The organism is Streptomyces sp. M2CJ-2 (assembly GCF_016757295.1).
Taxonomy (GTDB): domain Bacteria; phylum Actinomycetota; class Actinomycetes; order Streptomycetales; family Streptomycetaceae; genus Streptomyces.
The window spans coordinates 57040-82778 of sequence record NZ_JAESIF010000018.1 but is presented as its reverse complement, the minus strand read 5'-3'; the positions used below and the strand labels follow the sequence as shown (position 1 = coordinate 82778).

Genomic DNA, 25739 nt, shown 5'->3' with positions numbered 1-25739 from the left:
CCCATGCGCGGGACTCCCACAGCGCCGTTCCCTACGATGGCGCGGTGACCAGTACCGCGTCCTCCACGGACACCCGGCAGGACCAGTCGCCACAGGAGCGGCAACCGTCGTGGCAGCAGCGGCTGCGCCGCTTCGGCCACCCGGCGACGGGGACCGGGGGCGGTGCCCCCGCGGTTCCCGACATCCGTGACCGCCTGGTCCCGCCGTACGCCGAGCCGTCCGGCAGGCTGTGGAGCACGCTCGGGGTGCCTCCGGTGCTCGCCGACCGGATCACCCGCTGGTCGGCGTGGGGCGGCCCGCTGCTGGTCACCCTGTTCGCGGGGGTGCTGCGGTTCTGGAACCTGGGCAGCCCCAAGGCGGTGATATTCGACGAGACGTACTACGCCAAGGACGCGTGGGCGCTCGTCCACCGCGGCTTCGAGGTCGACTGGGCCAAGAACGCCAACGACCTGGTCCTCTCCCGGGGCTCGGACGTCCCCGTCCCGATCGAAGCGGCGTACGTCGTGCATCCGCCGGTCGGCAAGTACGTCATCGGGCTGGGCGAGCTGATGTTCGGGTTCGACCCGTTCGGCTGGCGGTTCATGACGGCCCTGCTCGGGACGCTCTCCGTCCTGATGCTGTGCCGTATCGGCCGGCGCCTGTTCCGTTCCACGTTCCTGGGCTGCCTCGCGGGCGCGCTGATGGCGGTGGACGGACTGCACTTCGTGATGAGCCGCACCGCGCTGCTCGACGGGGTGCTGATGTTCTTCGTGCTCGCGGCCTTCGGGTGCCTGCTCGTCGACCGGGACCGGGCCAGGGCGCGGCTCGCCGCCGCGCTGCCCGTGGGCCCCGACGGCCGGACCCCGCCGGACCCGGACATCGCCGAGAACACCCGGCTGGGCCTGCGGCCCTGGCGGCTGGCGGCGGGGCTGATGCTGGGTCTGGCGTTCGCCACGAAGTGGAACGGGCTGTACGTCATGGCCGCGCTCTGCGTGATGGCGGTGCTGTGGGACGTCGGCGCGCGCCGGACCGCCGGCGCCCGCCGCCCCTACCGGGCGGTGCTGCGGCGCGACCTGGGCTGGGCGTTCCTCTCCACCGTCCCGGTCGCGCTCGCGACGTACGTCGCCTCGTGGCTCGGCTGGTTCCTCTCCGCGGACGACGGCAGCGGCGGCTACTACCGCGACTGGGCGGTGACCGACGGCAAGGACAGCAGCTGGTCCTGGCTGTTCCCCGACTGGTGGCGCAGCTTCTGGCACTACGAGAACCAGGTGTACGACTTCCACGTCGGCCTGTCCTCGCCGCACACCTACGAGTCCAACCCGTGGAGCTGGATCGTCACCGGCCGCCCGGTCTCCTACTTCTACGAGTCCCCGGCGCCCGGCACGGACGGCTGCCCGGCCGACGCGGGCGAGAAGTGCGCCCGCGAGGTGCTGGCCCTGGGCACGCCCATGCTGTGGTGGGTGGCCTGCTTCGCGCTCCTCTACGTCCTGTGGCGCTGGTTCTTCCGCCGTGACTGGCGTGCGGGCGCCATCGCCTGCGGCGTCGCGGCCGGCTATCTGCCGTGGTTCCTGTACCAGGAGCGCACGATCTTCTTCTTCTACTCCATCGTCTTCCTGCCGTTCCTGTGCCTGACGGTGGCGATGCTCCTGGGCGCGCTCGTCGGCCCGCCCCGCTCCAGCGACACCCGCAGGGTCGCGGGCGCGACGGCGGCAGGCGTCCTGGTCCTCCTGATCGCCTGGAACTTCATCTACTTCTGGCCCATCTACACCGGCACCTCCATCCCCATCGACGACTGGCGTTCCCGGATGTGGCTGGACACGTGGGTTTAGCTGGCCAGACCCACCACGAGGGCGCGGCAGCCTGCCGCGCCCTCGTGGTCGTCGTTGGTCGTCAGCGGTTGTCGTGGGCCACCCTCGGACGGCCCGGAGACGGCCCGTCACTGGCCCCGCAGCAGATTTACAGCGGGCTCCCCTCAACCCTGCTCACCTGCGGCTTCTCCATTGATAGGCACCCCTGGGGCATGCCTGGGGGAGGAGGTCCCAAGAACACCGCTTCAGGAGTTCGATCCGCCTGTCGTCTCTACGCTACTCAGCGGTTTCCAGTCGGCACTGTCGGCTCCATGACCAACCTTCACGATGCACGGTCGTCCATCGCCGTTGATGTCAGGCTTGGATGTCAGCTGTTGACCTCAACTGCGCTTCAGGTTTTACGCTCCCGGCATGACGATCACGGAGTACTCACGGGACCGGCTTGCTGCCCAGCCCATCGGCTACTGGAGCGGGGTCGCAAACGAGAGCATCGTCGGCAGCATCCGTGCCGCCCTCGCGGAGGAAGGGCTCACGCAACCGCACTGGTGGATCCTCAACCACGTCGCCGGTGCCCCCGCGCAGTGGACCCGCGTCTCCCTCACTGCCAAGCTCTCCCCCTTCGACCGCCAGGACACCGACTTTGAGGCCGTCTACGCCGACCTCGCCTCCCGCGGCTGGACCGCGGAGCTCAATGGCTGCCTCACACTCACCGAGGCCGGCGAAGAGGGACGACAGCGCGCGACGGCCCGCAACCTCAAGGTCCACGAGCAGATGCACAACGGCGTGGAGACCGACGACTATGTCACCACCCTGAACGTGCTCCGCCGGATGATCGCCAACCTCGGAGGCAATAGCGACCTCCCGTAGCTGCCGACCGGCTGTGCCTGTCCGTAGCTGCAGACGCGGCATGCTCAGGAGCCAGTCAAGCCCCCAGTTGCTACCAGATGCCGAAGAAGTGAAGAGCCGGGTCTCTGACCTGCGGCCATGTAATCGATCAATGCTGCGACCTGCGACTTAGCTGTCGCTGGTTGTCAGCGTTGGTTGTCGTCGAGTGCCCTCCGACGGCCCGGAGGCGGCCCCCATTGACCGGACGGGTACACAGCGGGCACGGGCGCCATGCCGACTGAGGCAGTGGCCGAATGATCTGCCAAGACGCCTTGCCGCGACGGCTACAGCTGCCGATCATTCGAGCATGAGACCCGAAGTGCAGACGTTTGTCGCCGACGGTCCACTCCCCGACTGCGACGCGAGTGAAGAAGAGATCGACAGGCGCGACAAGCAGCTTCGGGCAATCTCCCGACCGGTTACGACGGAGGAGGCACAGGCGCTGGCCACGTGTTTCGGGCCCGACGACTGCTACGGCGTCGCCTGGACGCTGGTGCACCTGATCGAGACGGGCCCTGGACCGGTGCCCTCAGTGGCTCGTCCCGCTCCCGACGCCGACTACTGGCACGAGACGCTGTGGTTGCGGTGGGGGAACGAATAGTCCGGCGGAGTCTGATTCGAAAATCAACCATCCGCGCAGGTGCCCGCCGTGGCCCCACGTACATCCACGAAGCCGGGAACATCGGCCCGATTACGGCGGGCCGGGATCTTTCCTGCACTCCGGGCGGCGCTGTCACCACTCGTCGTAGTCGCCGAGCACCCGGAAGCTGCCCACGACGCCATCGTCACCGAACAGGCTTCCGTGGACGGTACGGGTCACAACGCCATTGGTGGCGCCGTGGGGACCCACGGTGGCGACCGGAGCGCCGTTGTCACAGGTGAGGCCGCGGAAGACCTCGACAGTCCTTCGGCTGTCATTGAAAACATTGAAGCTGCTGGAGCCCAGTCCGCTGGCCGCAGTGACGCAGCCCTCAGCGGAGGCGGAGTACACACGTTCGTTGAAGTAGATCTTTCCCTCTTCCTTGTGGCCGTAGCCGCGTCCGCCGCCCTCGCGGTCGCGGCCCTCGTCCTTCTTCTCTCCGCTTGCGCTGCCGCCGTTCGCGGGAGCCGCGGCAGGGGCGGCTCGTTGGACAGGTTTGGCCACCCGTTGGGCAGATGCGGCTGCCTGGTGGACAGACAGGGACGCCGGGGCGGATCCGGAGGTCGAGGCGTAGGTGATACCGGTGGCTGCAAGGACCGCCGCGCCTACTCCGGCAGCGGCCACAGCAAATGTACGCGTGGGCATGTCACTTCTCTCTGTCGCACGGACGTCGGCCGGGCGACCGACCTGCGATGAACGTAGCGAAGGCCCTCATAGCTGTCATTTCGTACATGTTCAAGGTGTGACGCCATGGGGCCAGCCAGGGGAAAACGCAGCATTCACCGCATACCGATGCGCCGATCCGAGCCGCGGGGCCCGTGGTGCTCAGCCCTCGCGTCGGCCGAGGAACCAGGTGAAGTGATGAGCCAGGTCTCTTACGTGCGGCGGCTCACTGCGGCTGAGCCTGTGAGCTGCTTTGGAGCGAGTGATCATGGCCCCGTAAGCTTCCGGCGCGTCGGGCAGTCTGTGGACCTGCCTGTTAAAGCACGACGTTGGGGCCATGATCTTCGAGGCTCGCCCCAAAGTGGCTGCCTGAAGCCGTGGAGCCGACCGCCCCAGCCACGACGTGTTCTGACCTCATGCCCGTGTGCCTGCCTCCTGGGCGGGAGCGGGCGGCCGGCGATGCCGAGCGGGGCGGAGACAAGGGCGCGGGCGCCGCCGGCCGCCCGCGCCCGCCCGGAGGAGCGGAGCGACGACGCGTGCTTGATGAAGCAGAGGAAGTTCTACCGCGCTTCTTCCGCTACGAGTCGGCTCGTGAACCCTGCAGCCTTCAACCGCTCGTACGCGACGGCCACGTCGTCCGGGATTGGCTGCTCGATCATGAACCCTTGCCGCGGGTACACCTCGAGTCGCTGCTGAGCCCCGACCAGCATGTCGACGACCAGGTGCACGTCCTGGAGCGAGTCGACGTACTGGGCGAAGCACATGGGAGTCGACGCGCTCACCCACTCCACCTCGGGCCAGACCTCGCACGCCGTCGCGTACGCCCGTCGCTCTTCATAGGGCTTGCTGACCAGCAGAGCGGATGACACCGGAATACCTCGTGCTTCCAGCAGTGCACGGGAGAAGCGGAGGTTCTCGCCCGTGTTCCTGGCATCGGGCTCGACGATGATGGCGCTCGTCGGCACCCCCAGCTCGATCGCGCGCTCTCGGTAGTGCTCGGCCTCGCCGCGGGGCATTCGTTCGCGCGTCGTGCGGCTGGTGGCGCCGGTGAAGACGATCACCGGCGCCATGCCTCGGTGGTACAGCTCGGCGGTGGTGTCGGCGACACCCAGGTCGTGGCTGCCGAGGCCGATCGCCACAGAGCACGGGCGCGGCTCGTGGCCCATCTGCTGGAAGTCCCAGAGCCGCTGAGCGTCGGCCCATGCCTGTGTCGAGATCACGTGCTCTCGTCCTCCGTGTTCGCCGAGTCGGGGACCTTGAACTCGTAGGCCCACGCGAATCGTGTGGCTGCGTGCACTCCGATGGCGAACTCCACCACAGTCCCGTCGGCCGTGTATGTCGTGCGGTGCAACTCAACGACCCACTCACCCGGTGAGAGCTGAAGCAACTGGGCTTCCTCTGCGGTGGCGACACGGGCGAAGAGTTCTTCCTTCATGCGGTCGATCTCGTATCCGGCGTCGTACAGGACGCGGAATCCACCACCTCGGCCGGCGGGGCCCGGCGTCGGGTCCACGATGCGCGTGCCTTCGACGTGCTCGGGACGGTAGTAGCTGGTCAACGTGTGCGACGGCTGTGCACCCTCCTTGACCACACAGGCGCGTGCGTAGACGTCCGCCCCCTCTGGCAGTCCGTGAGCTTCGGCGACTGCGGCAGACGCCTTCTCCTTGCGGACGGTCTGCGTCTGCTCGTTCCGCTGGTACGTACGCCCGGACGCGACCCGGTCGGCGATGAACGCCACCTCGTCGCCGTCGCGCCACTTCGCCTTGTCGTACCGGGCGATCCCCAGCCGCTTCAAAGGCCTCGGCTCCCGCACGACGGTGCCGTGCCCACGCGAGGAGGTGACCAGCCCTTCGGACTCCAACGCCTTGTAGGCCGCGTGGACTGTGGACTTCGACCCTTCACCGGCTTCGACCAGTTCTCGGATCTGCCGACTTCGTGGAGCCGACGGACGCCGAGCTGGACGCGATCGAGCGGGAGATGCCCGTCATCCTGGCGGACGTCAAGCTGCTGGACGCGCACATCGTGACGCTGGACCGCACGCCGACCGAGCTGGACGCCCGGCGCATCCGCCGGGCCCGCCGCCGGGCGCTGGCCGCCCGGGTCGCGCTGGTCAACCGCACCGCCGGCGCGAGCCTGCCCGGGGGTTCGGCGTGAAGACGCTGACCGCGCAGATGTCGAGCGACGGCGGGGCATGGCGGCTGTACGTCGTGCTGTACGGCGAGCCGGACTGGCCCACCTTCCGCTGGGAGCGCACCGGCCCGGTGCCCACCGGGGCGGAGCGCCGGTGCGTGCTGGCCGCCCTCGGCTACGAGGTGGCGCCGGGCGCGGCGTGGTCCTGGACGGAGGACAGCCGGGACCCCGACGGCGACTCCACCCCGGTCCTGCTGATCGCGGCCGTCACGGTGCGCGGCCGGGACGGGGGCGCCGCATGAGTGCCAAGACCGTACTGCCGGCCGTCGCCATGACGGCCGTGTCCATGGTCCTCACCCTCGCCGTGGTCGTGATGTGGCTGGGCACGGCGATGCCGTGGCCCGTCGCCCTGGTCGTCGGTCTCGGCATCGACGGGGGATGGTTGGCCACCCTCGCCTATGAACGCCGGCTCGCCGCGCAGGGTGACCACAACCGCACGGTGACCGCCGTCGGCTGGGGCTTCGGACTGGTCGCCACCGCCGTTCTGGTCGCGCACGCGCTGACCGCGGAGCACTCCGCCGGGGCGTGGCTGGCCGTGGCGTGGCTGCCGATCGCGGCCAAGGCGCTGTGGCTGGCGCACGGCCTGTGGGAGCGGACCGCGCTCACCCCGGTGGCGCTGGATGCGATCCGCGGGATTCAGCAGGAGGCCCGCGACGAGGCGGCCGTGGCCCGCGCCCGGCTGCGCGCCGAGGCAGCCACCGAGGAGACCCGGCTGACGGCCGTGACGCAGGCCGGGGCGCGCGTCGCCCGCGTCCAGGCCACCACCGCCGACACCCTCGCAAAGGCGTGGTCGACGCTGGAGAGCGCGCGGGAGGGCAAGGATACCGGCAGGGCGCTGACCAGCGTGACGAGCCGCGTCACACCCGGTGTCACACCCCGCTGGGAGCTCCCGGTCTGGGGGCCCACCGAGCCGGTCGCCGCCCTCTCGTTGGAGGCGGCTCCCGCGCTCACCGATGAGGCGCTGGACGTCATCGTCGAGGAGATCCGCACCAGCGAGACGCCCGCTCTGTCGTACCGGGAGATGGCCGCCCGGTTCCGGGCGGCCGGCCGCTCCGCCTCCGAGGTCCGTTTGCGGGCCGCGTGGAAGCGCGTCGCGTGATGGGGGCGCTGCCGGTGTACCGCTGGCGGCTCGCCCCGGACGGCTACGCCACCCGCCGCCAACTCCGCGCCCGCGGCTTGCGGCCCGGTGGTCAGGACGTGGCCGCGCAGCTCGAACGCCCCCGCCGTCGGCGCGGGCCGCTGGTCGCCTACCTCTACCGCGTCGACCTGGCCGTGCCGGTCCGGCCGATGACCCCGGCCCGACGGGCGGCGCCGGCCAAGGCCGGCGCCGCCCGCCGCACCTGCCCGCGCGATGCCGGCTACGTCATCCCCGCCGCGCTCGGCATGTGCGTGACCTGCGCCTACCCCGACACCACGGGCTCTGGCCCCTGACCGCTACAGGCTGTCCAGGAAGGTCCAGCCGGCCTCCCAGAGGCGATACCAGCGGCGATGCCGCTTGCTGCAGTACCGCCGCCTGCGCCACCGACTGCGTGGCTGCTGCACCGGCGCATGACACCACTTGCACGGCCGCGTACGACCTGCGGATCCCCCACCCATGCCGCACACCGTAGCGGCGCACCCCTCGCAACCAACCCGAGGAGCACCCGACCATGCGCAACGCCGACATCCGCCGCCTGGACCGCGAGATCCAGGCGACCACGAAGAAGCTCGAAGCGGTCCGCCGGGGTGAGGTGTGGCCGCTGAACGGCAGTGAGCGCCGGGCCATGGCCCGGGCCCTGGCCGCCGGCGGCTACAAAGTGGCCCGGGGCCGTAGCGCGGGCCGAGAGGAGCAGCGCATGGACGCCACCGGCAACTCCGCCGAGATGCGGCTGAGCGCGGAGCTGACCGCCCTGCACGGCGAGCGGCAGCGGCTCATCGCCGAGGCTGCCCACGACAAGGCCAAGCGGAAGTCGTCCGGCTGGTTCTGACCAGCCATCACGCCGGGGTGGCCGCTCTTTCCACGGACCCGGCCACCCCGGCTCTCTCCCTTACTCCCGCCCCTGTCGGGGCAGTCAGGAGCACTTCCAGCATGTCCGAGAACGTCGTCCACCTCCACAAGCCCACTGACCCCCCGACCCCGGACACCGCCCCCACCGTCCTCACCGTCCTCACCGTCGTCCCCGACGCGCCGCCCGCCCGGCCGGTGCCGCTGTGGGTCCGCTCCGGGCGCGCGGTGAAGACGGCCGTCACCCACGAGACGACCCGGGCGACCGCCCGCGCCGTGGCCCGGCACGGCCTCTACACCCTCAACGGCGGCCGGATCGTGGCCCGCCGCACCTGGGACGGCCGCACCGGCGCCCGGTACGAGCGGATGATCCGGGCGGCGGAAGCCGCGGGGAACCTGGAGGCGGCCGAGGAGTGGGAGGAGCGGTTGCAGCGCTTCCGCGCCGCCCGCCACCACCGCCGCCTAGCCGGACACCACCACAGACAGCAGGGAGAGCCGCCGTGTGCGGCTCTCCCTGCTGTCTGTCGAGAGAGGACCGCCGCCACATGGCAGGCCACATCCAAGACCGCTGGTACAAGACCGAAACCGACGCCGATGGGAAGCCCGTCAAGGCCAGGACCGACCGTCACGGAACGGGTCTCCGCCACCGCGCCCGGTACGTCGGCCCGGACGGCACCGAGAAGAGCAAGTCGTTCCGTGACAAGGAACTGCGGCTCGCCAAGCAGTGGCTCGCGCACATCGAGGCGGACATGTCCCGCGGCCACTACGTCGACCCCCGAGCCTCCCGAACGACGTTCCGGCAGTACGCAGAACGCTGGGTGCAGACGCACACCGGCGAGATCAACAGCCGTGAGGCTGCGGAGGCTCGGCTCCGGCTGCACGCCTATCCCCACATCGGCTCGCGCCCGCTCGGCTCCTTCAAGCCCGAGCACATCCGCTCGCGAGCACGGGATGCACGCGCTCAGGCACTTCTACGCGTCCGTGTTGCTGGACGCGGGCGAGAACATCCGGGCCCTGAGTCAGCACCTCGGTCACAGCGACCCGGGCTTCACGCTCCGGACCTACACACATCTCATGCCGAGCAGCGAGGGGCGTACGCGGAAGGCCGTCGACAGCCTCTATCTGGCGTCGAGTCCTCAAGATCACGGCCCAGAGACGGTCCAAGCCGCCTGACCCGGCCCCGTACAGAGGCAGACGCCCTGGTCGGGGCCCCACAGGGCCGGATCACGCGCACTTCATCTACTTCTGGCCCATCTACACCGGCACCTCCATCCCCATCGACGACTGGCGCTCCCGGATGTGGCTGGACCCCTGGGTCCAGCCGGGCGGACGCGACACGGGGGCGCGGCGGACCGCCGCGCCCCCGTGCTCGTCGGTGGTCCTCGTCGGCCCCCTCGGACGGCCCGACCCCGGCTCTGCTGCGGTCCGCGCAGGAGCGGAGGAGCATGGAAGGCGAGCGACCGAGGAGGCCCGTCATGAAAACCGGAGACACCGGAGAATCGGCCTACGACCCGTGGCTGTACTCCCACACTCCCTCACAGGCCGAAGGCGAGCGTGACGATCCCGCCGAACGCGCGGCCACGCACCCGGACGTCCCCAGGACCGAGCCGTCCCAGGCGGAGGGCGAGCAGGCGGACGACACCGGGACGGCATGACCGCCGCCGGGGTTCCTCTCCCCGGCACGATCGGCTCCCGGGTCGTTTCAGGCCGGTCGGCCGACGATGCCGTCAGGTGGATCCGCGAGGGCACGGCCTTGTCGTTCCCGGCGGCTTGTCGGCGAGGTGGTCGAGGGCACGGGCGACGGCCGAGTCGCAGCGGCGTCCGATCTCCGTGGCCGTGAAGACAGGCGTGCGGAATTCCCGCGGCACCGGGATGCCGCGGCCCTCGAAGCTCTGTCCGGCCGCGTCCCGGTAGTCCTCGTTGCTGAGGTCGAGGAACCAGTCGCCGGGCAGTGTCCGCGACAGTTGGTCCGAGAAGACGCCCTGCGTCGGGCGGCCGATCAAGGTGGGCTTCGGCGAGCGGTTCAGCAGCGCCATGACCGCCGTCTCGCCCGCGCTCACCGTGAGGTCGCTGACCAGCAGCGCGACCGGCCCGTGGAAGCCGGGGCGGGCACTGGGCGACACCCGCAGCTTCTGGTACGGCGTGAACCCCGAGGCCGCCCGCGTGTCGCGCGCCCGCTTCTGGAACGCGAAGTGCGGCTCGTCCGTCAGTCGGGAGGCGAGTGCGAGGCTGAGGTCGTCGAAACCTCCGTCGTTGAGGCGCAGGTCGAGCACGAGGCCGCGCCAGCCGTCCTGCTCCGCGACGGCGAACACCGTGTCCAGGGCTTGTTCGAACTTCTTCCGGTCGGCGTCGTACGACTCGTCCGCGAAGTCGTCGAACTGGGTGACGCGCAGGTATCCCAGACCGTCCGGCAGTCCGCCGGCGTACTCCACCTTGTCGTCGATGACGGGGGTGAGCCGCTCGCCCAGCCTTGCTTCGATCGCGGGTCGGAGGGCGTCGGTGTCCACGTCGTCCGATTCGCGCGTGCCCGGCCGTCTGCCGTAGAGGCTGAGGTCCTCCCCCTCGACGCCGGTGTGCATGTCGCCGAGTTCGCGGACCGTGTCACCCAGCAGCTCGCCGAGCGTCCGGTCGGTGTTGTGCTCGGCCAGGGCCGCCCGGTCGCGCTTCCTGTCCGCCGTGTCGAGCTTCCGGTGCGCATAGGGCGGGTAGTGCTCGGTGAGGTTCTGCCAGAAGACGTCGAAGGTCTGCAGACGCCGGTCGGCCGCGTTCCCCGAGATCGCGGACGGGCAGTCGGGCAGCTCTTGGAGCCGGTTCATGCGGATGTGCCCGGCCGACCCCGGTTCCCGCACGATCAGGCGGTCTCCCCGCCTGCGGACGACCAGCTCGGCCTCACCGTCCTCACCGAAGGACGTCGCGTCGCCCTCGCGGCCCACCGGTGCCGACGAGTCCCCGCCGAGGCAGCTCCCCGCCGTCCGGTCGTAGGAGGTGAGCCGCGTATTTCCCGCACCGTCCCGGGCGATGTCGAAGACGTAGCCGTACCCGGTGCTCTGCCATGTCCCTTCGATCGCCGCGTTCCGGCCGCCGGGGACGCGGCCCGGACCCGAGCAAGCGGTCAGCATCGCGGCGATCCCCACCCACAGCCATCGTCTCCGCGCCATGAGCGCGAACGTACCGCACGGACCCCGAGCAGCCCGGACAAAAGGGCCACCCCCGGTCGCCGGAGGGTGTCGAGCCGGGCGAGCCGGGCGAGCCGGAGAAGACAGGCGACGGCCTTCGGGCCCCCCTGACCACCCGTCTCCGTTCGGACAACAATCGGAAACAGCCGTCCCGGTCGTCACTCCTTGTGCGTAAAGTGCTCACTCGCCGAACGTCCTGAACACGTTCAGAAGACGTGGGGGGTCCGGCGGGGAGGGGAAGCCCGATGGGCAAGGGGGTCAAGGCCACCGTCATCGGTGGTGTGTTCGCGGTCATGGTGGGTGGGGCCGGTTACGGGGTCTACAACATCGTGTCGGCGGTGAACGGCGGCGGGGGAGGCGGCGGTTCGGACGCGGCCGTGACCAAGAAGTCCGGGCCGCCGGACGAGGAGGAGGTCGCGGAGGCGAGCGGGGCGTTCTTCGCGGCCTGGGAGAAGGCGCAGGCGGAGCAGGCCGCGTCGTACACGAACAACGCCGGGGAGGCGACCCCGCTGCTGGCGGCCTACGGCGAGGACGCCCACCTGACCGACGTCGAGATCACACCGGGCACGGCCACCGGCACCACCGTGCCGTTCCGGGTGAAGGCGACCGTCTCCTACGACGGGAAGTCCGAACCCCTCGACTACAGGAGTGAGTTGACCGTCGTGCGCGGGGAGACCACCGGGCGCGCGCTGGTCGACTGGCAGCCGTCCGTGGTCCACCCGGATCTGAAGGACGGCGACACCCTGGTCACCGAAGAGGCGGCGCAGCCTCCGATCGAGGCCCTGGGCCGGGACGGCACGGTGCTCACCGAGGAGAAGTACCCCTCCCTCGGCCCGATCCTGGACACCCTGCGCGAGAAGTACGGCGACGAGGCGGGCGGCACCCCCGGCGTCGAGCTGGTGATCCGGCACGCCGCCGGGGCCGCGGGCGAGGACGCCGGCGACACGACGCTGCTGACCCTCGCCAAGGGCGAACCCGGCCGACTGCGTACGACGCTCAGCGCGGGGGTGCAGGCCGCGGCCGAGAAGGCGGTGAAGGGGTTCGCCGAGTCGTCGGTGGTGGCGGTGCGGCCGAGCACCGGCGAGGTGCTGGCGGTCGCCAACCACCGCGAGGACGGGTTCAACGCGGCGTTCCAGGGCCGGGTCGCCCCCGGTTCCACCATGAAGATCGTCACCGCGGCCATGCTCATCGACAACGGCGTGGCCTCGATGAACGGCCCGGCGCCCTGCCCGCCCACCGCCACCTGGCAGAGCCAGACGTTCAAGAACCTCACCGGCATGGAGCCGAACGAGAACGCCACCCTCGCCGACAGCTTCCTGCGTTCCTGCAACACGGCCTTCATCAAGCTCGTCGACGAGGACCCGCTCACGGACGCCTCACTGACCCAGGAGGCCCAGGAGCGGTTCGGGCTGGGCCGGGACGACTGGAAGACCGGCATCGTCTCCTTCGACGGCAGTGTTCCCGCCGTCGCGGGTCCGGACCGGGCCGCCGGCGCCATAGGCCAGGGCCAGGTGCAGATGAACCCGCTGAACATGGCGTCGGTGACGGCGACCGCGATCACCGGGGCCTTCCGCCAGCCGTACCTGGTCTCCCCGGAGCTCGACGGCCGGCAGCTGGCTCAGGCGAAGGGCCTTCCGGCGGGCACCGCCGCCCAGTTGAAGCAGATGATGCGGCTCACCGCCACCCGGGGCACCGCCCAGGAGGCCATGTCCGGGCTCGGCGGCGACATCGGCGCGAAGACCGGCTCCGCCGAGGTCGACGGCAACGCCACCTCCGACAGCTGGTTCACCGGTTTCCGGAACGACGTGGCGGCGGCGGCCATGAGCCAGCAGGGCGGCCACGGCGGCGACGCGGCCGGTCCGATTGTCGCAGCCGTGCTACGAGCGGGTGGCTGAGCGCGACGCGCGGGAGGGGGGACTCTAGGCTGGTGGCCGTCGTTGGCATGTGAGCGTCATGGCGGGTGAGAGCCATGGCGGGTGAGCGCCACGAGGGCAGCGTGCGGGCATCGGGGGAGCCCGGCGGAGTTTCTTGCGGAGGATCGGACAAGCAGTGAGCAACAGAAAGCGCGTCGCCGAGCGACGGAAGACCCCGCCCGCCGTGCTCGGCGGGGTGATCGCCGTCGTCGTCGGCGGTGCCGGGCTCGGCGCCTACGCGCTGTTCGGGGGCGGGGACGGGGACGGCACCCGGACGTCCTCCGCCCAGCAGGCCGAGGAGGCCAGGACCGGCCCGCTGTCCGCCGCCGAGGTCACCGCCGCGGCGGACCGTTTCCTCACCGCCTGGCAGCAGGGCAAGGTGAGCGAGGCCGCCGAGGCCACCGACGACCCGGAGGCGGCCACCGCCCTGCTCACCGGCTACGCCAAGGACGCCGGCGTCGAGGACGTCACCCTCACCGCCGGCGCCCGCACCGGCGACAAGGTCCCGTTCTCCGTCAAGGGCACGGTGACGTACGGGGACTTCACCGAGCCGCTCGCCTACGACAGCGCGCTGACCGTCGTACGCCGGGACGGGGACGGCGAACCGCAGGTCGCGTGGGCGCCCTCCGTCGTGCACCCCGACCTCAAGGACGGTGACAGGCTGGTCACCGAGGAGGCGGGCACCCCGCCGGTCAAGGCGCTGGACCGGGACGGCGGTGAACTGACCACCGCCACCTATCCGTCCATCGGGCTGATCCTGGACGGGCTGCGCGAGAAGTACGGCAAGACGGCGGGCGGCGAGGCCGGCATCGAACTGCGCGTGGTCCGCGGCAAGGAGTCCAAGAAGGCGGAGGCCTCCGACAAGACCGTGCTGGAGCTGAGCAAGGGCACCCCCGGCACGGTGCGGACCACGCTGGACCCGAAGCTCCAGGCCGCGGCCGAGGAGCAGGTGGCCAAGAAGGCCAGGTCGTCGGTGGTGGTGCTGCGGGCGTCGACCGGCGAGATCCTCGCCGCCGCGAACGCCTCGCGCGGCTTCAACACCGCGTTCCAGGGGTCGTTGGCCCCCGGCTCGACGTTCAAGGTGCTCACCGCCTCGATGCTGATCGAGAAGGGCCTCGCGTCCATCGACGAGAAGCACCCGTGCCCGAAGTACTTCAGCTACGGCGGCTGGAAGTTCCAGAACCTCGACAAGTTCGACATCAAGGGCGGAACGTTCCGGGACAGCTTCGGCGCCTCCTGCAACACCGCCTTCATCAGCCAGGCGCCCGAGTTGGCGGACGACGACCTGACCAAGCACACGCAGCAGGTCTTCGGGCTCGCGAAGAACGACTGGCAGGTCGGGGTGTCGTCCTTCGACGGTGCGGTGCCGGTGCAGAAGGACGCCCCCATGGCGGCCTCCCTGATCGGTCAGGGCGGGGTGCGGATGAACCCGCTGAACATGGCGTCGGTGTCGGCGACCGTCAAGGCGGGCGTGTTCCACCAGCCGTACCTGGTGTCGCCGGAGGTGGACAACCGCGCGCTGGCCACGGCCTCGCGCACCATGTCGCCGGAAACGCTGTCGCAGCTGCGGGAGTTGATGTCGTACACGGCGACCAGCGGCACGGCGGCGACGGCGATGGCCGGGGTGAGCGGTGACAAGGGCGCGAAGACCGGGTCGGCCGAGGTCGAGGGTCAGAAGAAGCCCAACGGCTGGTTCACGGCGTACCGCGGGGACCTGGCGGCGGCGGCCGTCGTGCAGTCGGCCGGCCACGGCGGCAAGACGGCGGGCCCGATCGTGGCGAGCCTGCTGAAGCTCGGCGGCTGACCCGGGCGTGGGCGGCGGTTCACCGGCCGCCGCCCGTCGGCGCGGTCAGTGCGGGACCGGTTCGGCGGGCGCCGCGGCCACGTACGTACGCCGCAGGAACCGGGTCAGGGCCTTCGTATCGAACTGCACCACCGACACCCCCTGCGCGGAGTGGAACTCCACGACGGTCTGCACCCGGCCGCACGGCCACACCTGCACGTCGCCGCTTCCCACGGGGGTGCGCAGCCCTTGTTCGAGCAGCGCACGGGGGACGGTCCACTCGCGGTTCCCGGGGCCCGGCATCCGCACCGTCACGGTGCGGGGGGCGCGCTCGGCGTCGTAGCTCAGCGTCACGGGTACCGCTCCGCGGTCCGCGGCCTGCGGGGCGTCCGCGTCCGTGACGATCTGCGCGCGTGCGTACTGCTCGACTGCGTTCATGGGTGGCCCCTCACGGTGCTCTACCTGTACGAAAGCCGTATACCCACGTGTACGTACAATGTCGCACACATTCCGGAATCCCACCCTCCGTACGGTTCCCGTCACTGATGAGTCGGTCTCCGCTCGAAACAGCCCAGGAATCACAGGCAGACGGCCGCTGTTGCACCCCATGTCAGAGGTGAACGCCGGGACTGGCGACAGGTGGACAGAGAGGACCGACGGACGTGGGCGTCGAGGTGCACGGCACGGTGACCGAGGGCTTCGAGCCGGTCGAGGAAGCATTCGCACGGAACTTCGAGCACCTCGGGGACCGGGGCGCCGCCGTCGCCGTCTACCGGGACGGGCACCGGGTCGTCGACCTGTGGGGCGGTGTCAAGAACGCCAACGGCACTGACGGCACCGACGGCGCCGAGCCCTGGCGGCGGGGCACCGCCCAGGTCGTGCGCTCGGCGACCAAGGGCGTCGCCGCCGCCGCACTCCTGCTGCTGCACCAGTACGGCGAACTGGACCTGGACGCACCGGTCGGCCACTACTGGCCGGAGTTCAAGGCCCACGGCAAGGAGCGGGTGCTGGTCCGGCACGTGCTGAACCACCGGGCCGGACTCCCGCTCCTCGACCGCCCGCTCACCCCGGCGGAGGCGCTCGACCCGCTGCGGGGCGCCGAGGCGCTCGCCGCCCAGGCGCCCGTGTGGGAGCCGGGCACCGACCACGGCTACCACGCCCTCACCTACGGCTGGCTGCTCGACGAACTGGTCCGGCGCGTGACGGGCCGGGGAGCCGGCGAGTGGATCGCGGACCGGATCGCCGCTCCGCTGGGGCTCGAATTCTGGCTGGGACTGCCCGCCGCGGAGGCCGGCCGGGTGGGGCGGGTCGGCCCGGTCGAGGGGCCCGAGCCGTCCGGCGCGCTCCGTGCCCGCCCCAAACGCTCGGTCACCGCGGCCTACGACGACCCCGCCTCCGTCACCCGCCGGGCCTTCGCCGCGATCAGCCCGTTCCCGGACCCGAACGACCCGGCGTCCCGCGCGGTGGCCCAGCCCGCCGCCAACGGCATCGCGACGGCGGACGGACTCGCCCGCTTCTACGCCTCGCTGATCGGCCGGGTCGACGGCGTACGCCTCTTCGACCCGGCCACCGTCGCACGCGCCCGCGCCGAGGAGTCGGCGGGCCCGGACCGCGTCCTGATCGTGGGCACCCGTTTCGGCCTCGGCTACATGCTGCACGGCAGCGCGTCGCCGTTCCTGGCCCCGGGCTCCTTCGGTCATCCCGGCCGCGGCGGCTCCCTGGGCTTCGCCGACCCGGAGTCGGGCATCGCCTTCGGCTACGTCACCAACGGTTTCCGCACGACGGTGACCTCCGACCCCCGCGCCCAGGCTTTGGTGCGGGCGGTGCGCTCGGCTCTCGCCGGCTGACTCATACGTGGATCGGGTGCGAGGTCCGGCCGGACACTTCGTCGATCTCGTCGTGCGCCTTGGTCAGCAGTTGCATCGCGAGTTCGTTCAACGCGCGTGCGCCGGCGACCTCCTCCCCGACCCTGGGCTGGTTCGCGTCGACGTGGTGCCGGCTCGCGTGCCCGTGGGCCCGTACCTCGGTCCCGTCGGGCAGCCGGACCATCGCCACCGCGCGCGTGTGCTGGTCGTCCTCCATGAACTCCATGTCGACGTGCCACCCGACCGTGGTGCGCATCGTGCTCGTCATGACGGTCACCTCCGGAAGTCCTGCTTCCAGGGTGCCCCTCCTCCCGCCCGGCCGCACTCCATCACGCCCGGCCCCGCCGCCGCTACCCGGCCCGCAGCATCAGCCCGATCCCTACGACCAGCAGCCCGGCCGCGGCGACGCGCGGAGCACCGAAGCGCTCCCGGAAGAACAGCGCCCCGATACCGGCTCCCACGATGATCGACGATTCCCGCAGGGCCGCGACCGGGGCGAGGGGGGCGCGGGTCTGGGCCCACAGGACGAGGGCGTACGCGGTGACGGAGAGGGCCGCGCCGAGCAGGCCGAGGGCCGCGTACGGACGCAGCAGGGCGGTGGTGCCGCCCCGCCGGCGCCAGAGCACGTACGCCGGGATCACCGTGCCCTGGACAGCCATGAGACAGGCGATATAACCGAGGGAGGAGCCGGCGGCCCGTACGCCGAGGCCGTCGACGACGGTGTACGCGGCGATGGTCAGCCCGGTCGCCAGTGCCGCCCCGATCGCCGCCCGGTCGGGCCGGTGCCCGCGCAGCCCCCACAGGGCGACGCCGGTCAGTCCCGCACAGGACAGGGTGATCCCGGCGGCGGCCCATCCGTCGGGCACCTCGTGCGCGAACACGGCGGCGAGGACCGTGACCAGCAGCGGCGCGCTGCCTCTGGCGATCGGGTACGCCTGCCCGAAGTCGCCCAGTTCGAAGGACTTCATCAGCAGGGCGTAGTAGGCGATGTGGATCGCGGCCGAACCGAGCAGGTACGGCCATGCCCCCGCCGCCGGTAGCGGCACGAACGGCAGCAGTGCGAGCCCGATCAGCAGGCCGCCGCCCGAGATCAGGGCGAAGCCGGCCAGTTTGTCGGCGATCCGGTGCGCGATGGCGTTCCAGGCGGCGTGGGTGACCGCGGCCAGCAGGACGGCCGCGGTGACCAGTGGGGTCACGCCCGGCGCTCGCGCACGTCCGTCAGGACGCCGTCGGCGTGGGCGATCAGCGTCTTGGGTTCCATCGGGAAGACGGTGTACGGGGTGCCGGCCGCCGCCCACACGAGATCGTGCTCCAGCAGGGAGCGGTCGGCGAGGACGCGGGTCGTGGTGCGGTGCCCGAAGGGCGGCACGCCGCCGATGGCGTACCCGGTGGTCTCCCGTACGACGTCCGCCTTCGCGCGGGTGACCTTCTGTGCGCCGAGTTCCTGCCGGACCCGTTCCAGGTCCACCCGGGAGGCGCCGTCCATCAGGACCAGTACGGGCACGCTTCCCCCAGGCTCTCGACTTCCCTCGAGCAGGGGGGACCCCCATACCGCGAAGATCAGCGACTTGCAGATCTGGCTGAGCTCACAGCCGATCGCGGCGGCGGCCTCGGGGGCGGTACGGGCTGCGTCGGGGAAGCGCCGGACCTGCCCGATCACCTCCGGAAGCCCCATCTCCCGCAGGGCCTCGGCGAATCGGGGGTGGGCGGCGGAGCCCTCGTGGTCAGTGACGGCTGTCGTCATGCGGGGCACGCTAGCGGGCGGCGCGGGCGGCGGGCGACCGGGTTTGTCCCGGTGGCGGGCGCGGCAGGCGCGGAACGAGGAAGCCGGTGAGGGCTCCCCGTCCCCACGGGGCCCTCACCGGCTGGTACTGGGGACCGCAGGACGTCGACTCTGCGGTCCGGTGCGGTCATCCGCTGCCGTCAGACACGGACCAGTTCCCGGTCCTCGTCCTTCCTGTCGTCCTGCGTGCGCAGGCCCTCGCCCTCGACGTCCACGTTGGGCAGGACGCGGTCCAGCCACTTCGGGAGCCACCAGGCCTTCTTGCCCAGCAGCGCCAGCACCGCCGGGACGATCGCCATGCGGACGACGAACGCGTCGAAGAGGACGGCGACGGCGAGGCCGAAGCCGATCATCTTGACCATCGCCTCGCTGGAGCCGATGAAGCCGGAGAAGACGGCCATCATGATCACCGCTGCGGCGGTCACGACCCGGGCGCTGTACCGGAAGCCGGTCACCACGGCCTGGCTGGGGTTCTCCCCGTGGACGAAGGCCTCCCGCATCCGGGTCACGAGGAACACCTCGTAGTCCATGGCCAGTCCGAAGACCACGCCGACCATGAAGATCGGCATCATCGACATGACCGGGCCGGTCTCCTCCACGCCCATCAGGCCGGACAGCCAGCCCCACTGGAAGACCGCGACCACGGCACCCAGGGCGGCCAGCACGGAGAGCAGGAAGCCGAGGGCCGCCTTCAACGGGACCAGGATCGACCGGAAGACCACGATCAGCAGCAGGAACGCCAGCCCGACCACCAGGGTCAGGTACGGCACCAGCGCGTCGTTGAGCTTCTGCGACACGTCGATGTTCATCGCCGTGGCGCCGGTGACCAGGATGTCGGCGCCGGCGTCGGCCTTGATGTCCGCTCCGGTGTCCCGGATGTCGTGCACCAGGTCCTCGGTCGCCACGGACGACGGCTTGGAGTCCGGGATGACGGTGATCGTGGCCGTGTCGCCGGCCTCGTTGGGTGTCGCCGGGGCCACCGTGATGACGCCGTCGAGGCCCTTGATCTCGTCGCCGGTCCGCTGGAAGACGGCTTGCGGGTCGTCGCTGTTCTTGGCGTCGACCACGACGACCAGCGGACCGTTGAAGCCGGGGCCGAAGCCCTCGGACAGCAGGTCGTAGGCACGGCGCTGGGTGGTGGACGTCGGCTGCGAACCGTCGTCGGGCAGGCCCAGTTCCAGGGAGCCCGCCGGGACGGCCGCCGCACCGAGGCCGACGACGCCGAGCAGGAGGACGGCCACGGGACGGCGTACGACGAAGCTCGCCCAGCGGGTGCCCATGTTCGGGCGCTGCGCCTTGTCCGCACCCTTGTCGCGACCGCCGCCGAGCAGCTTGCTCTTCTCGCCGGCCGGGCGGACCTTGCCGCCCGCGTAGCCGAGCAGCGCCGGGACCATGGTGAGCGCGATGAGGACGGCGATGGCGACGGTGCCGGCGGCGGCGATGCCCATCTTGGTCAGCATCGGGATGTTGACGACCGACAGACCGACGAGGGCGATGACGACCGTGAGTCCGGCGAAGACCACCGCGGAGCCCGCGGTGCCGACGGCGCGGCCCGCCGCTTCCTCGCGTTCCCTGCCCTCGGCCAGTTCGGCGCGGTAGCGGGAGACGATGAACAGCGCGTAGTCGATGCCGACGGCGAGGCCGATCATCGTGGCCAGGATGGAGGTGGTGGAGCCGAGCTCCAGCGTGGCGGCCAGCGCGGAGATGCTCGCGACGCCGATGCCGACGCCGATGATCGCGGTGAGCAGCGGCAGGCCGGCCGCGATCAGCGAGCCGAAGGTGATGACCAGGACGACCGCGGCGACACCGATGCCGATGATCTCGGCGGCGCCGGTCTCCGGGACGGCCTGCAGCGCGTCACCGCCGATCTCCACGGTCAGTCCGGTGTCACGGGCGCCCTCGGCGGCGGCCTTCAGGGCGTCGCGCGAGGAGTCCTCCAGTTCCATGCCGGAGACCTTGTAGCTCACCGACGCGTAGGCGACCGCGCCGTCCTGGCTGACGCCTCCGCCCTGGTACGGGTCGGTGACGAGGGCGACCTGGGAGTCGCCGGAGAGCTCCTGGACGGTCTTCTGGACGGTCGCCTTGTTGTCGGCGTCGGTCATCTTCTCGCCGGCGGGCGCCTTGAAGACGACGCGTGCGGTCGCTCCGTCGGCGCTGGCGCCGGGGAAGCGTTCCTCCAGCACGTCGAAGGCCTTCTGGGCCTCGGTGCCGGGGATGGAGAACGAGGTGTTGCCGGCCGCGGGAGCGCCGGCCGCGCCGACGCCGGCGAGTGCCAGCAGCGCCACCCAGAACAGGGCGGTGAAGTGTCGTCGCCGGAAGGCGAAGCGTCCGAGTCGATAGAGGAATGTGGCCACGAGGGAGTACTCCCGGTCAGGTCGTGGATTCTCAGGGCAGGGTGGTCCAGCCCGACGACGTGAGCGGTGGCGTCCGTCAGGTGGTGAGGGTGGCGAGGATGGTGATGGGGGGAGAGAGCCGACCGGGGCGGTCAGCGGGGGGTCACGCCGAGGGCGGGGAGGACCACGGCGTCGATGTACGAGGTGAGGAAGTCCCGCGTGGGCGGCAGGTCGTCGATCAGCGTCCGGGTGGCGAACGCGCCGACGAGCATGTGCACCATGTAGTCCAGCGCCGGGTTGTCCGGGCGGACCTCGCCGCGCTCGACCGCGCGCCGGACGATCCCCTGGAACTCGTCGACCTCGGGTTCCACGAACAGGTCCCTGAAGGCGCGCCGCAGGTCGTCGTTGGTGTGGACCGCCATGGCGAGCGCCCGCATCAGGGCGGCGTTCTGCTCCATGACGCAGTCGTTCTCGCGGCCGATGAGACCGTGCAGGTCGCCCCGCAGGGAACCGGTGTCGATGTCACCGATGCTGCCCGGCTTCTGGTATCGCATGGCTCTCACCACCAGCTCGGCCTTGCCGCCCCACTGGCGGTAGAGGGTGGCCTTGCTGGACCGGGTGCGGGCGGCCACGGCGTCCATGGTGAGGGCGTCGTACCCGACCTCGCGGAGCAGGTCGAGCACGGCCGCGTAGATCTCGGCCACGCGCTCCGGGGTGATCCGGCTGCGCCGCGCCGTCGCGGCCTCGGTCATCCCGCCCACCTCTTCTCGCTCCGGATCTCACCGCGCCGAACGACACGGTTTCGTACACGAAGAATGTACCGCAGCCCCCATGGGAACGAAACCGTTTCGTACGTGCGCTGGGTCACGTCGGGAAAGCCGTCGGAGCTCCGCACGAGTTGCTGTGGTCCGCCACCGGGAAAAGCATGGGAAGAGTGAGTTATCTGCGCCTGCCGCACCTCCACGGCGACCTGCTGTGCTTCGTGGCCGAGGACGACCTCTGGCTCGCCCCGCTCGACGCCCCGGGCCGGGCCTGGCGGCTCACCGTGGACCGCACCAAGCTCGGCCACCCCCGCTTCTCCCCCGACGGCCGCCACATCGCGTACACGAGCTGGCGCAGCCTCGACCCCGAGGTCCATCTGGTGCCGGTGGACGGCGGGCCGGGCCGCCGGCTGACCTACTGGGGCAGCCCCGACACCCGGGTCTGCGGCTGGACGCCCCCGAACCCCGACGGCGCCGAGAGCCCCGAGATCCTCGCCGTCGCCTCGCACGGCCAGCCGTTCTCGTACTTCAGCTGGGCCTACAAGCTCTCCGCCGACGGCGATCCGGGCCGCAAACTGCCCTGGGGGCCGGTGAGCGACATCCAGGTCGCCGAGATCGACGGGGAACGCAGGACCCTGCTGCTCACCGGCACCCCGCCGCACGAGCCGGCCGGCTGGAAGCGGTACCGGGGCGGGGCGACGGGCAGGCTGTGGCTGCACGGACGACGCCTGCTCGACGGGCACGACGGGCTCGCCAGGGTCGACGGACATCTGCAGTCCCCGATGTTCGCCGGCGGCCGGATCGCCTTCCTCTCCGACCACGAGGGCGTCGGCAACCTGTACTCCTGCGCGTACGACGGCTCCGATCTGCGCCGCCACACCGACCACGACGCGTTCTACGCCCGGCACGCGTCTAGCGACGGCACCCGGGTCGTCTACCAGTGCGCCGGTGATCTGTGGATCGTCGACGGCCTGTCCCCGGACTCCGTGCCGCACCGGCTGGACATCACGCTGAGCGGGCCGCGCGCCGGGCGGCGCCGTTACCAGGTGCCCGCCGCGCACCACCTGGACGGCGTCTCGGTGGACGAGACGGGCCGGGCCAGCGCCGTCGTCGTACGCGGCAGCCTGTACTGGCTCACCCACCGCGACGGCCCCGCGCGCACCCTCGCCGACACCCCCGGTGTGCGGGTGCGGCTGCCGGAGATGCTCGGCGTGAGCGGGCGGGTGGCGTATGTGACGGACGCCGAGGGCGAGGACGCGATCGAGATCGTCTCCCTGCCCCGGGCGAGCGGCCACCGCCCCACCCGACGGCTGGCCTCGGGGAGGCTGGGGCGGGTGCTGGAGATGGTGGCCGACCCGGACGGCGAACGCCTGGCCGTCGCCTCCCACGACGGCCGCCTGCTGCTCATCGACACCAGCGAGGCCGACACCGGAGAGGTCGGCACCAGCGAGGCCGACACCGGCGAGACCGGCACCAGCGAGACCGGCACCGTCGGGACCGACGGCGGCCAGGGATCCGCCCCCGACTCCGATCCCGCTTCCGACCTCGACCCCGACAACCCGGTCGCCGAGCTGATCCGTTCCGTCAACGGGCCCGTGCGCGACCTCGCGTTCTCGCCCGACGGCGGGTGGCTCACCTGGTCGCATCCCGGCATCGGACGGACGCTGCGGCAGATCAAACTGGCCCGGATCAAGGACCGGTTCGTCATCGACGTCACCAACGGCCGCTTCGAGGACGAGAACCCGGTCTTCACCCGGGACGGCCGCTACCTCGCCTTCCTGTCCTGGCGCGGCTTCGACCCGGTCTACGACGTGCACACCGGTGACCTGTCCTTCCCGCTGGGCTGCCGCCCGTACCTGGTGCCGCTGTCCTCGGCGACCCTCTCCCCGTTCGCCCTCAGCCCCGAGGGCCGGCCGGCCGCCGGGGGCCTGGACCCGGTGGAGGCCGAGGAGGACGACATCGGCGGCATCGGCGACAGCGGCGGCGCGGTGACCGTCGAGACCGAGGGCCTGGAGAGCAGGGTCACCCCCTTCCCGGTCACCGCCTCCAAGTACTCGGCGCTGCACCCGGTCGCGGGCGGCGGGCTGGTCTGGCTGCGCTGGCCGATCTCGGGCGCGCTCGGCGAGACGTTCGCGAACCCGGACGACACCAGCGGCCGGCCGACCCTCGAGCACTTCGACATCGGCAAGGCGAAGAAGTCCGAACTCGTCGGTCACCTGGACCTCTTCGCGGTCAGCGGCGACGGGACGCGACTGGTCGTGGCCGACGAGGGCGAGCCGCGCGCGGTGCCCGCGACCGAGCCGGGCGACAGCGACTCCACCGTCTGGATCGACGTCCGCCGCATCGTGCACGAGGCCGACCCGGTGGCCGAGTGGCGGCAGTCGTACGAGGAGGCCGGACGGCTGATCCGGGCCTACTTCTGGGAACCCGGCATGTGCGGCATCGACTGGGGCGCGGCGCTCGACCAGTACCGCCCGCTGATCGAACGGGTCGCCTCCCCCGACGAGTTCGCGGACCTGTTGCGTGAACTGCTCGGTGAACTCGGCACCTCGCACGCCTACGTCACCGCCGCCCGCCGCAACGAGGGCCCCCCGCACTACCAGCGCCGCCAGGGCTTCCTCGGCGCCAACCTGGTGCCCCGGGAGGACGGTTGGACGGTCAAACGCATTCTGCCCGGTGACTCCTCCGACTCCCGCGCGCGTTCGCCGCTGGCCGGCACCGGCATACGTGAGGGCGCGGTCCTCACCCATGTCCACGGCCGCCCGGTGGACCCGGTCGCCGGGCCCTACCCGTTGCTCGCGGGGACGGGCGGCACGACGGTGGAGCTGACGTTCGCCCCGGCCGAGGACACGGGCCCGCCCCGCAGGGTCGCCGTCGTCCCGCTGATCGACGAACGCCCCCTGCGCTACCAGGACTGGGTGGCCAAACGCCGTGAGGTGGTAAGGGAGTTGAGCGGCGGCCGGTGCGGCTATCTGCACATCCCCGACATGGGCGGCTCGGGCTGGGCCCAGTTCAACCGCGACCTGCGCATGGAGGTGTCCCGCCCGGCGCTGATCGTCGACGTGCGCGGCAACGCGGGCGGCCACATCAGCGAACTCGTCGTCGAGACGCTGACCCGCACCATCCTGGGCTGGGACCTCACCCGCGACGCCCAGCCGGTGTCGTACGCGGCCAACGCCCCGCGCGGGCCGGTGGTCGCCCTCGCGGACGAGGCGACGAGCTCCGACGGCGACATGATCACGGCCGCGTTCAAGCTGCTGAAGCTGGGGCCGGTGGTCGGGCAGCGCACCTGGGGCGGGGTGGTCGGCATGACCGGCCGGCACCGGCTGGGGGACGGCACGGTGATCACGGTGCCGATGAACGCGGCCTGGTTCGACGCGTACGGCTGGTCGGTGGAGAACAGGGGCGTCGCCCCCGACCTCGAGGCGCTGCGTACTCCGTTGGACTGGGCGGAAGGCCGGTACCCGGTGCTCGACGACGCGGTCCGACTGGCCCTGGAACTCCTGGAGACGGAGCCTCCGGCCACTCCCCCGACCTACAGCGACGTCCCCGACCGCTCCCGCCCGAAGCTGCCGCCGAGGACGGGCAGGACGTGAAGGAGCCATAGGCGCAAGGGACGCAGGGGCCGCAGGGGGCATGGAGACGTGGGAAGGGGCGCCCCCCGCGGAGGCGCCCCTTCCCGCTTCAGCAAACGGCCTTCAACGGCCGTGCCGAGCAGCGGCGTTCAGCACACGACGTCAGGCGTCGTAGTCCCGGTCGTAACGCTCCTCGGACTCCTGCCGCCCGCGCTGCGGGTTGTTCGGGTCCTCTTCGCGACGGCGACCGCGGTTCTGGATCTGCTCCTTGGCCTGGCCGGCCTTCCGCTTGGCCTGCTCCTGCATCTGCTCGGACTTCTCCTGGAACTGGTCCTTCATGCCCATGTGGGTTCACTCCCGTTGGGGTGTGGGGGATCTTGCCCGACCAGATTCACACGAGC

Annotated in this window: 23 protein-coding genes and 3 pseudogenes; 15 read left to right on the top strand and 11 right to left on the bottom strand. The window is 71.3% G+C overall.

Annotated elements, in window-relative coordinates:
• The first annotated feature begins 44 nt into the window (after positions 1–44).
• The 3 genes from JL475_RS16655 to JL475_RS16645 all read left to right on the top strand — a co-directional run bounded on the left by JL475_RS16655 (position 45) and on the right by JL475_RS16645 (position 3273).
• Entirely contained in the window at positions 45–1808 is a 1764-nt protein-coding gene (locus JL475_RS16655) for a dolichyl-phosphate-mannose--protein mannosyltransferase (protein WP_202278488.1), read from the top strand.
• Positions 1809–2198: 390 nt separating this feature from the next.
• Complete coding sequence (locus tag JL475_RS16650) at positions 2199–2654, top strand: MarR family transcriptional regulator (protein WP_202278487.1); 456 nt, start codon at positions 2199–2201, stop codon at positions 2652–2654.
• Between the two features lie 325 nt (positions 2655–2979).
• Positions 2980–3273 (top strand): hypothetical protein, encoded by a 294-nt coding sequence (locus tag JL475_RS16645; RefSeq protein WP_237407318.1) that lies wholly within the window; start codon positions 2980–2982, stop codon positions 3271–3273.
• Positions 3274–3405: 132 nt separating this feature from the next.
• On the opposite strand, the gene JL475_RS16640 is transcribed toward JL475_RS16645, so the two are convergent.
• The 3 genes and pseudogenes from JL475_RS16640 to JL475_RS16630 form a co-directional block, all read right to left on the bottom strand.
• Positions 3406–3957: a hypothetical protein gene (locus JL475_RS16640; RefSeq protein ID WP_237407317.1), complete on the bottom strand. Its 552-nt coding sequence runs from the start codon at positions 3955–3957 to the stop codon at positions 3406–3408.
• 578 nt (positions 3958–4535) lie between these two features.
• Positions 4536–5195 (bottom strand): YdcF family protein, encoded by a 660-nt coding sequence (locus JL475_RS16635; protein ID WP_202278486.1) that lies wholly within the window; start codon positions 5193–5195, stop codon positions 4536–4538.
• Positions 5192–5902, bottom strand: a pseudogene (locus JL475_RS16630) (GntR family transcriptional regulator); the annotation flags it as partial. The gene JL475_RS16635 and the pseudogene JL475_RS16630, both read right to left, overlap by 4 nt.
• Here JL475_RS16630 and JL475_RS16625 point away from each other — a divergent pair.
• The 8 genes and pseudogenes from JL475_RS16625 to JL475_RS16595 all read left to right on the top strand — a co-directional run bounded on the left by JL475_RS16625 (position 5857) and on the right by JL475_RS16595 (position 9804).
• On the top strand, positions 5857–6129 hold the full coding sequence (locus JL475_RS16625) for a DUF6284 family protein (protein WP_202278532.1): 273 nt from the start codon (positions 5857–5859) through the stop codon (positions 6127–6129). The pseudogene JL475_RS16630 and the gene JL475_RS16625 overlap by 46 nt on opposite strands.
• Positions 6126–6407 (top strand): DUF6303 family protein, encoded by a 282-nt coding sequence (locus JL475_RS16620; protein WP_202278485.1) that lies wholly within the window; start codon positions 6126–6128, stop codon positions 6405–6407. Before JL475_RS16625 ends, JL475_RS16620 begins: the two co-directional genes overlap by 4 nt.
• The gene (locus tag JL475_RS16615; protein ID WP_202278484.1) at positions 6404–7264 is read left to right on the top strand and encodes a protein spdB; all 861 of its coding nucleotides are present in this window, start codon (positions 6404–6406) and stop codon (positions 7262–7264) included. The genes JL475_RS16620 and JL475_RS16615 overlap by 4 nt, the downstream gene beginning before the upstream one ends.
• Positions 7264–7596: an RRQRL motif-containing zinc-binding protein gene (locus tag JL475_RS16610; RefSeq protein WP_202278530.1), complete on the top strand. Its 333-nt coding sequence runs from the start codon at positions 7264–7266 to the stop codon at positions 7594–7596. The genes JL475_RS16615 and JL475_RS16610 overlap by 1 nt, the downstream gene beginning before the upstream one ends.
• 218 nt (positions 7597–7814) lie before the next feature.
• Positions 7815–8132, top strand: a complete 318-nt coding sequence (locus JL475_RS16605) for a hypothetical protein (protein ID WP_202278483.1) — start codon at positions 7815–7817, stop codon at positions 8130–8132.
• Between the two features lie 101 nt (positions 8133–8233).
• Positions 8234–8614: pseudogene (locus tag JL475_RS40020) on the top strand (ATP-binding protein); the annotation flags it as partial.
• 80 nt (positions 8615–8694) lie between these two features.
• Positions 8695–9322, top strand: a pseudogene (locus JL475_RS16600) (hypothetical protein).
• Between the two features lie 302 nt (positions 9323–9624).
• Positions 9625–9804: a hypothetical protein gene (locus JL475_RS16595; RefSeq protein ID WP_202278482.1), complete on the top strand. Its 180-nt coding sequence runs from the start codon at positions 9625–9627 to the stop codon at positions 9802–9804.
• Positions 9805–9876: 72 nt separating this feature from the next.
• Here JL475_RS16595 and JL475_RS16590 read toward each other — a convergent pair whose 3' ends face one another.
• On the bottom strand, positions 9877–11307 hold the full coding sequence (locus JL475_RS16590; RefSeq protein WP_202278481.1) for a S41 family peptidase: 1431 nt from the start codon (positions 11305–11307) through the stop codon (positions 9877–9879).
• Positions 11308–11570: 263 nt separating this feature from the next.
• On the opposite strand from JL475_RS16590, the gene JL475_RS16585 reads away from it, so the two are divergent.
• On the top strand, positions 11571–13220 hold the full coding sequence (locus tag JL475_RS16585; RefSeq protein ID WP_202278480.1) for a penicillin-binding transpeptidase domain-containing protein: 1650 nt from the start codon (positions 11571–11573) through the stop codon (positions 13218–13220).
• Positions 13221–13374: 154 nt separating this feature from the next.
• Positions 13375–15042 (top strand): penicillin-binding transpeptidase domain-containing protein, encoded by a 1668-nt coding sequence (locus JL475_RS16580; RefSeq protein WP_202278479.1) that lies wholly within the window; start codon positions 13375–13377, stop codon positions 15040–15042.
• A gap of 45 nt (positions 15043–15087) precedes the next feature.
• On the opposite strand, the gene JL475_RS16575 is transcribed toward JL475_RS16580, so the two are convergent.
• A complete protein-coding gene (locus JL475_RS16575) occupies positions 15088–15459 on the bottom strand; it encodes an SsgA family sporulation/cell division regulator (protein WP_202278478.1) in 372 nt (123 codons plus the stop codon).
• Between the two features lie 224 nt (positions 15460–15683).
• On the opposite strand from JL475_RS16575, the gene JL475_RS16570 reads away from it, so the two are divergent.
• Positions 15684–16868, top strand: coding sequence for a serine hydrolase domain-containing protein (locus JL475_RS16570; protein ID WP_202278477.1), 1185 nt, complete (start codon positions 15684–15686; stop codon positions 16866–16868).
• Between the two features lies 1 nt (position 16869).
• Here JL475_RS16570 and JL475_RS16565 read toward each other — a convergent pair whose 3' ends face one another.
• From JL475_RS16565 to JL475_RS16545, 5 genes are all read right to left on the bottom strand, one after another.
• The gene (locus JL475_RS16565; RefSeq protein ID WP_202278476.1) at positions 16870–17154 is read right to left on the bottom strand and encodes a DUF1876 domain-containing protein; all 285 of its coding nucleotides are present in this window, start codon (positions 17152–17154) and stop codon (positions 16870–16872) included.
• 82 nt (positions 17155–17236) lie between these two features.
• Positions 17237–18082 carry a DMT family transporter gene (locus JL475_RS16560; protein ID WP_202278475.1) on the bottom strand — a complete coding sequence of 282 codons (846 nt, stop codon included), beginning with the start codon at positions 18080–18082 and terminating at the stop codon, positions 17237–17239.
• A complete protein-coding gene (locus tag JL475_RS16555; RefSeq protein WP_202278474.1) occupies positions 18079–18630 on the bottom strand; it encodes a YbaK/EbsC family protein in 552 nt (183 codons plus the stop codon). Before JL475_RS16555 ends, JL475_RS16560 begins: the two co-directional genes overlap by 4 nt.
• Before the next feature lie 179 nt (positions 18631–18809).
• Positions 18810–21023, bottom strand: a complete 2214-nt coding sequence (locus JL475_RS16550) for an MMPL family transporter (protein ID WP_202278473.1) — start codon at positions 21021–21023, stop codon at positions 18810–18812.
• A gap of 131 nt (positions 21024–21154) precedes the next feature.
• Complete coding sequence (locus JL475_RS16545) at positions 21155–21754, bottom strand: TetR/AcrR family transcriptional regulator (RefSeq protein WP_202278472.1); 600 nt, start codon at positions 21752–21754, stop codon at positions 21155–21157.
• Positions 21755–21936: 182 nt separating this feature from the next.
• Between JL475_RS16545 and JL475_RS16540 the strand changes: the two genes are divergently transcribed.
• Positions 21937–25359, top strand: coding sequence for a S41 family peptidase (locus tag JL475_RS16540; protein ID WP_202278471.1), 3423 nt, complete (start codon positions 21937–21939; stop codon positions 25357–25359).
• Between the two features lie 141 nt (positions 25360–25500).
• Here JL475_RS16540 and JL475_RS16535 read toward each other — a convergent pair whose 3' ends face one another.
• Positions 25501–25683: a hypothetical protein gene (locus JL475_RS16535; RefSeq protein ID WP_202278470.1), complete on the bottom strand. Its 183-nt coding sequence runs from the start codon at positions 25681–25683 to the stop codon at positions 25501–25503.
• Positions 25684–25739: the final 56 nt, after the last annotated feature.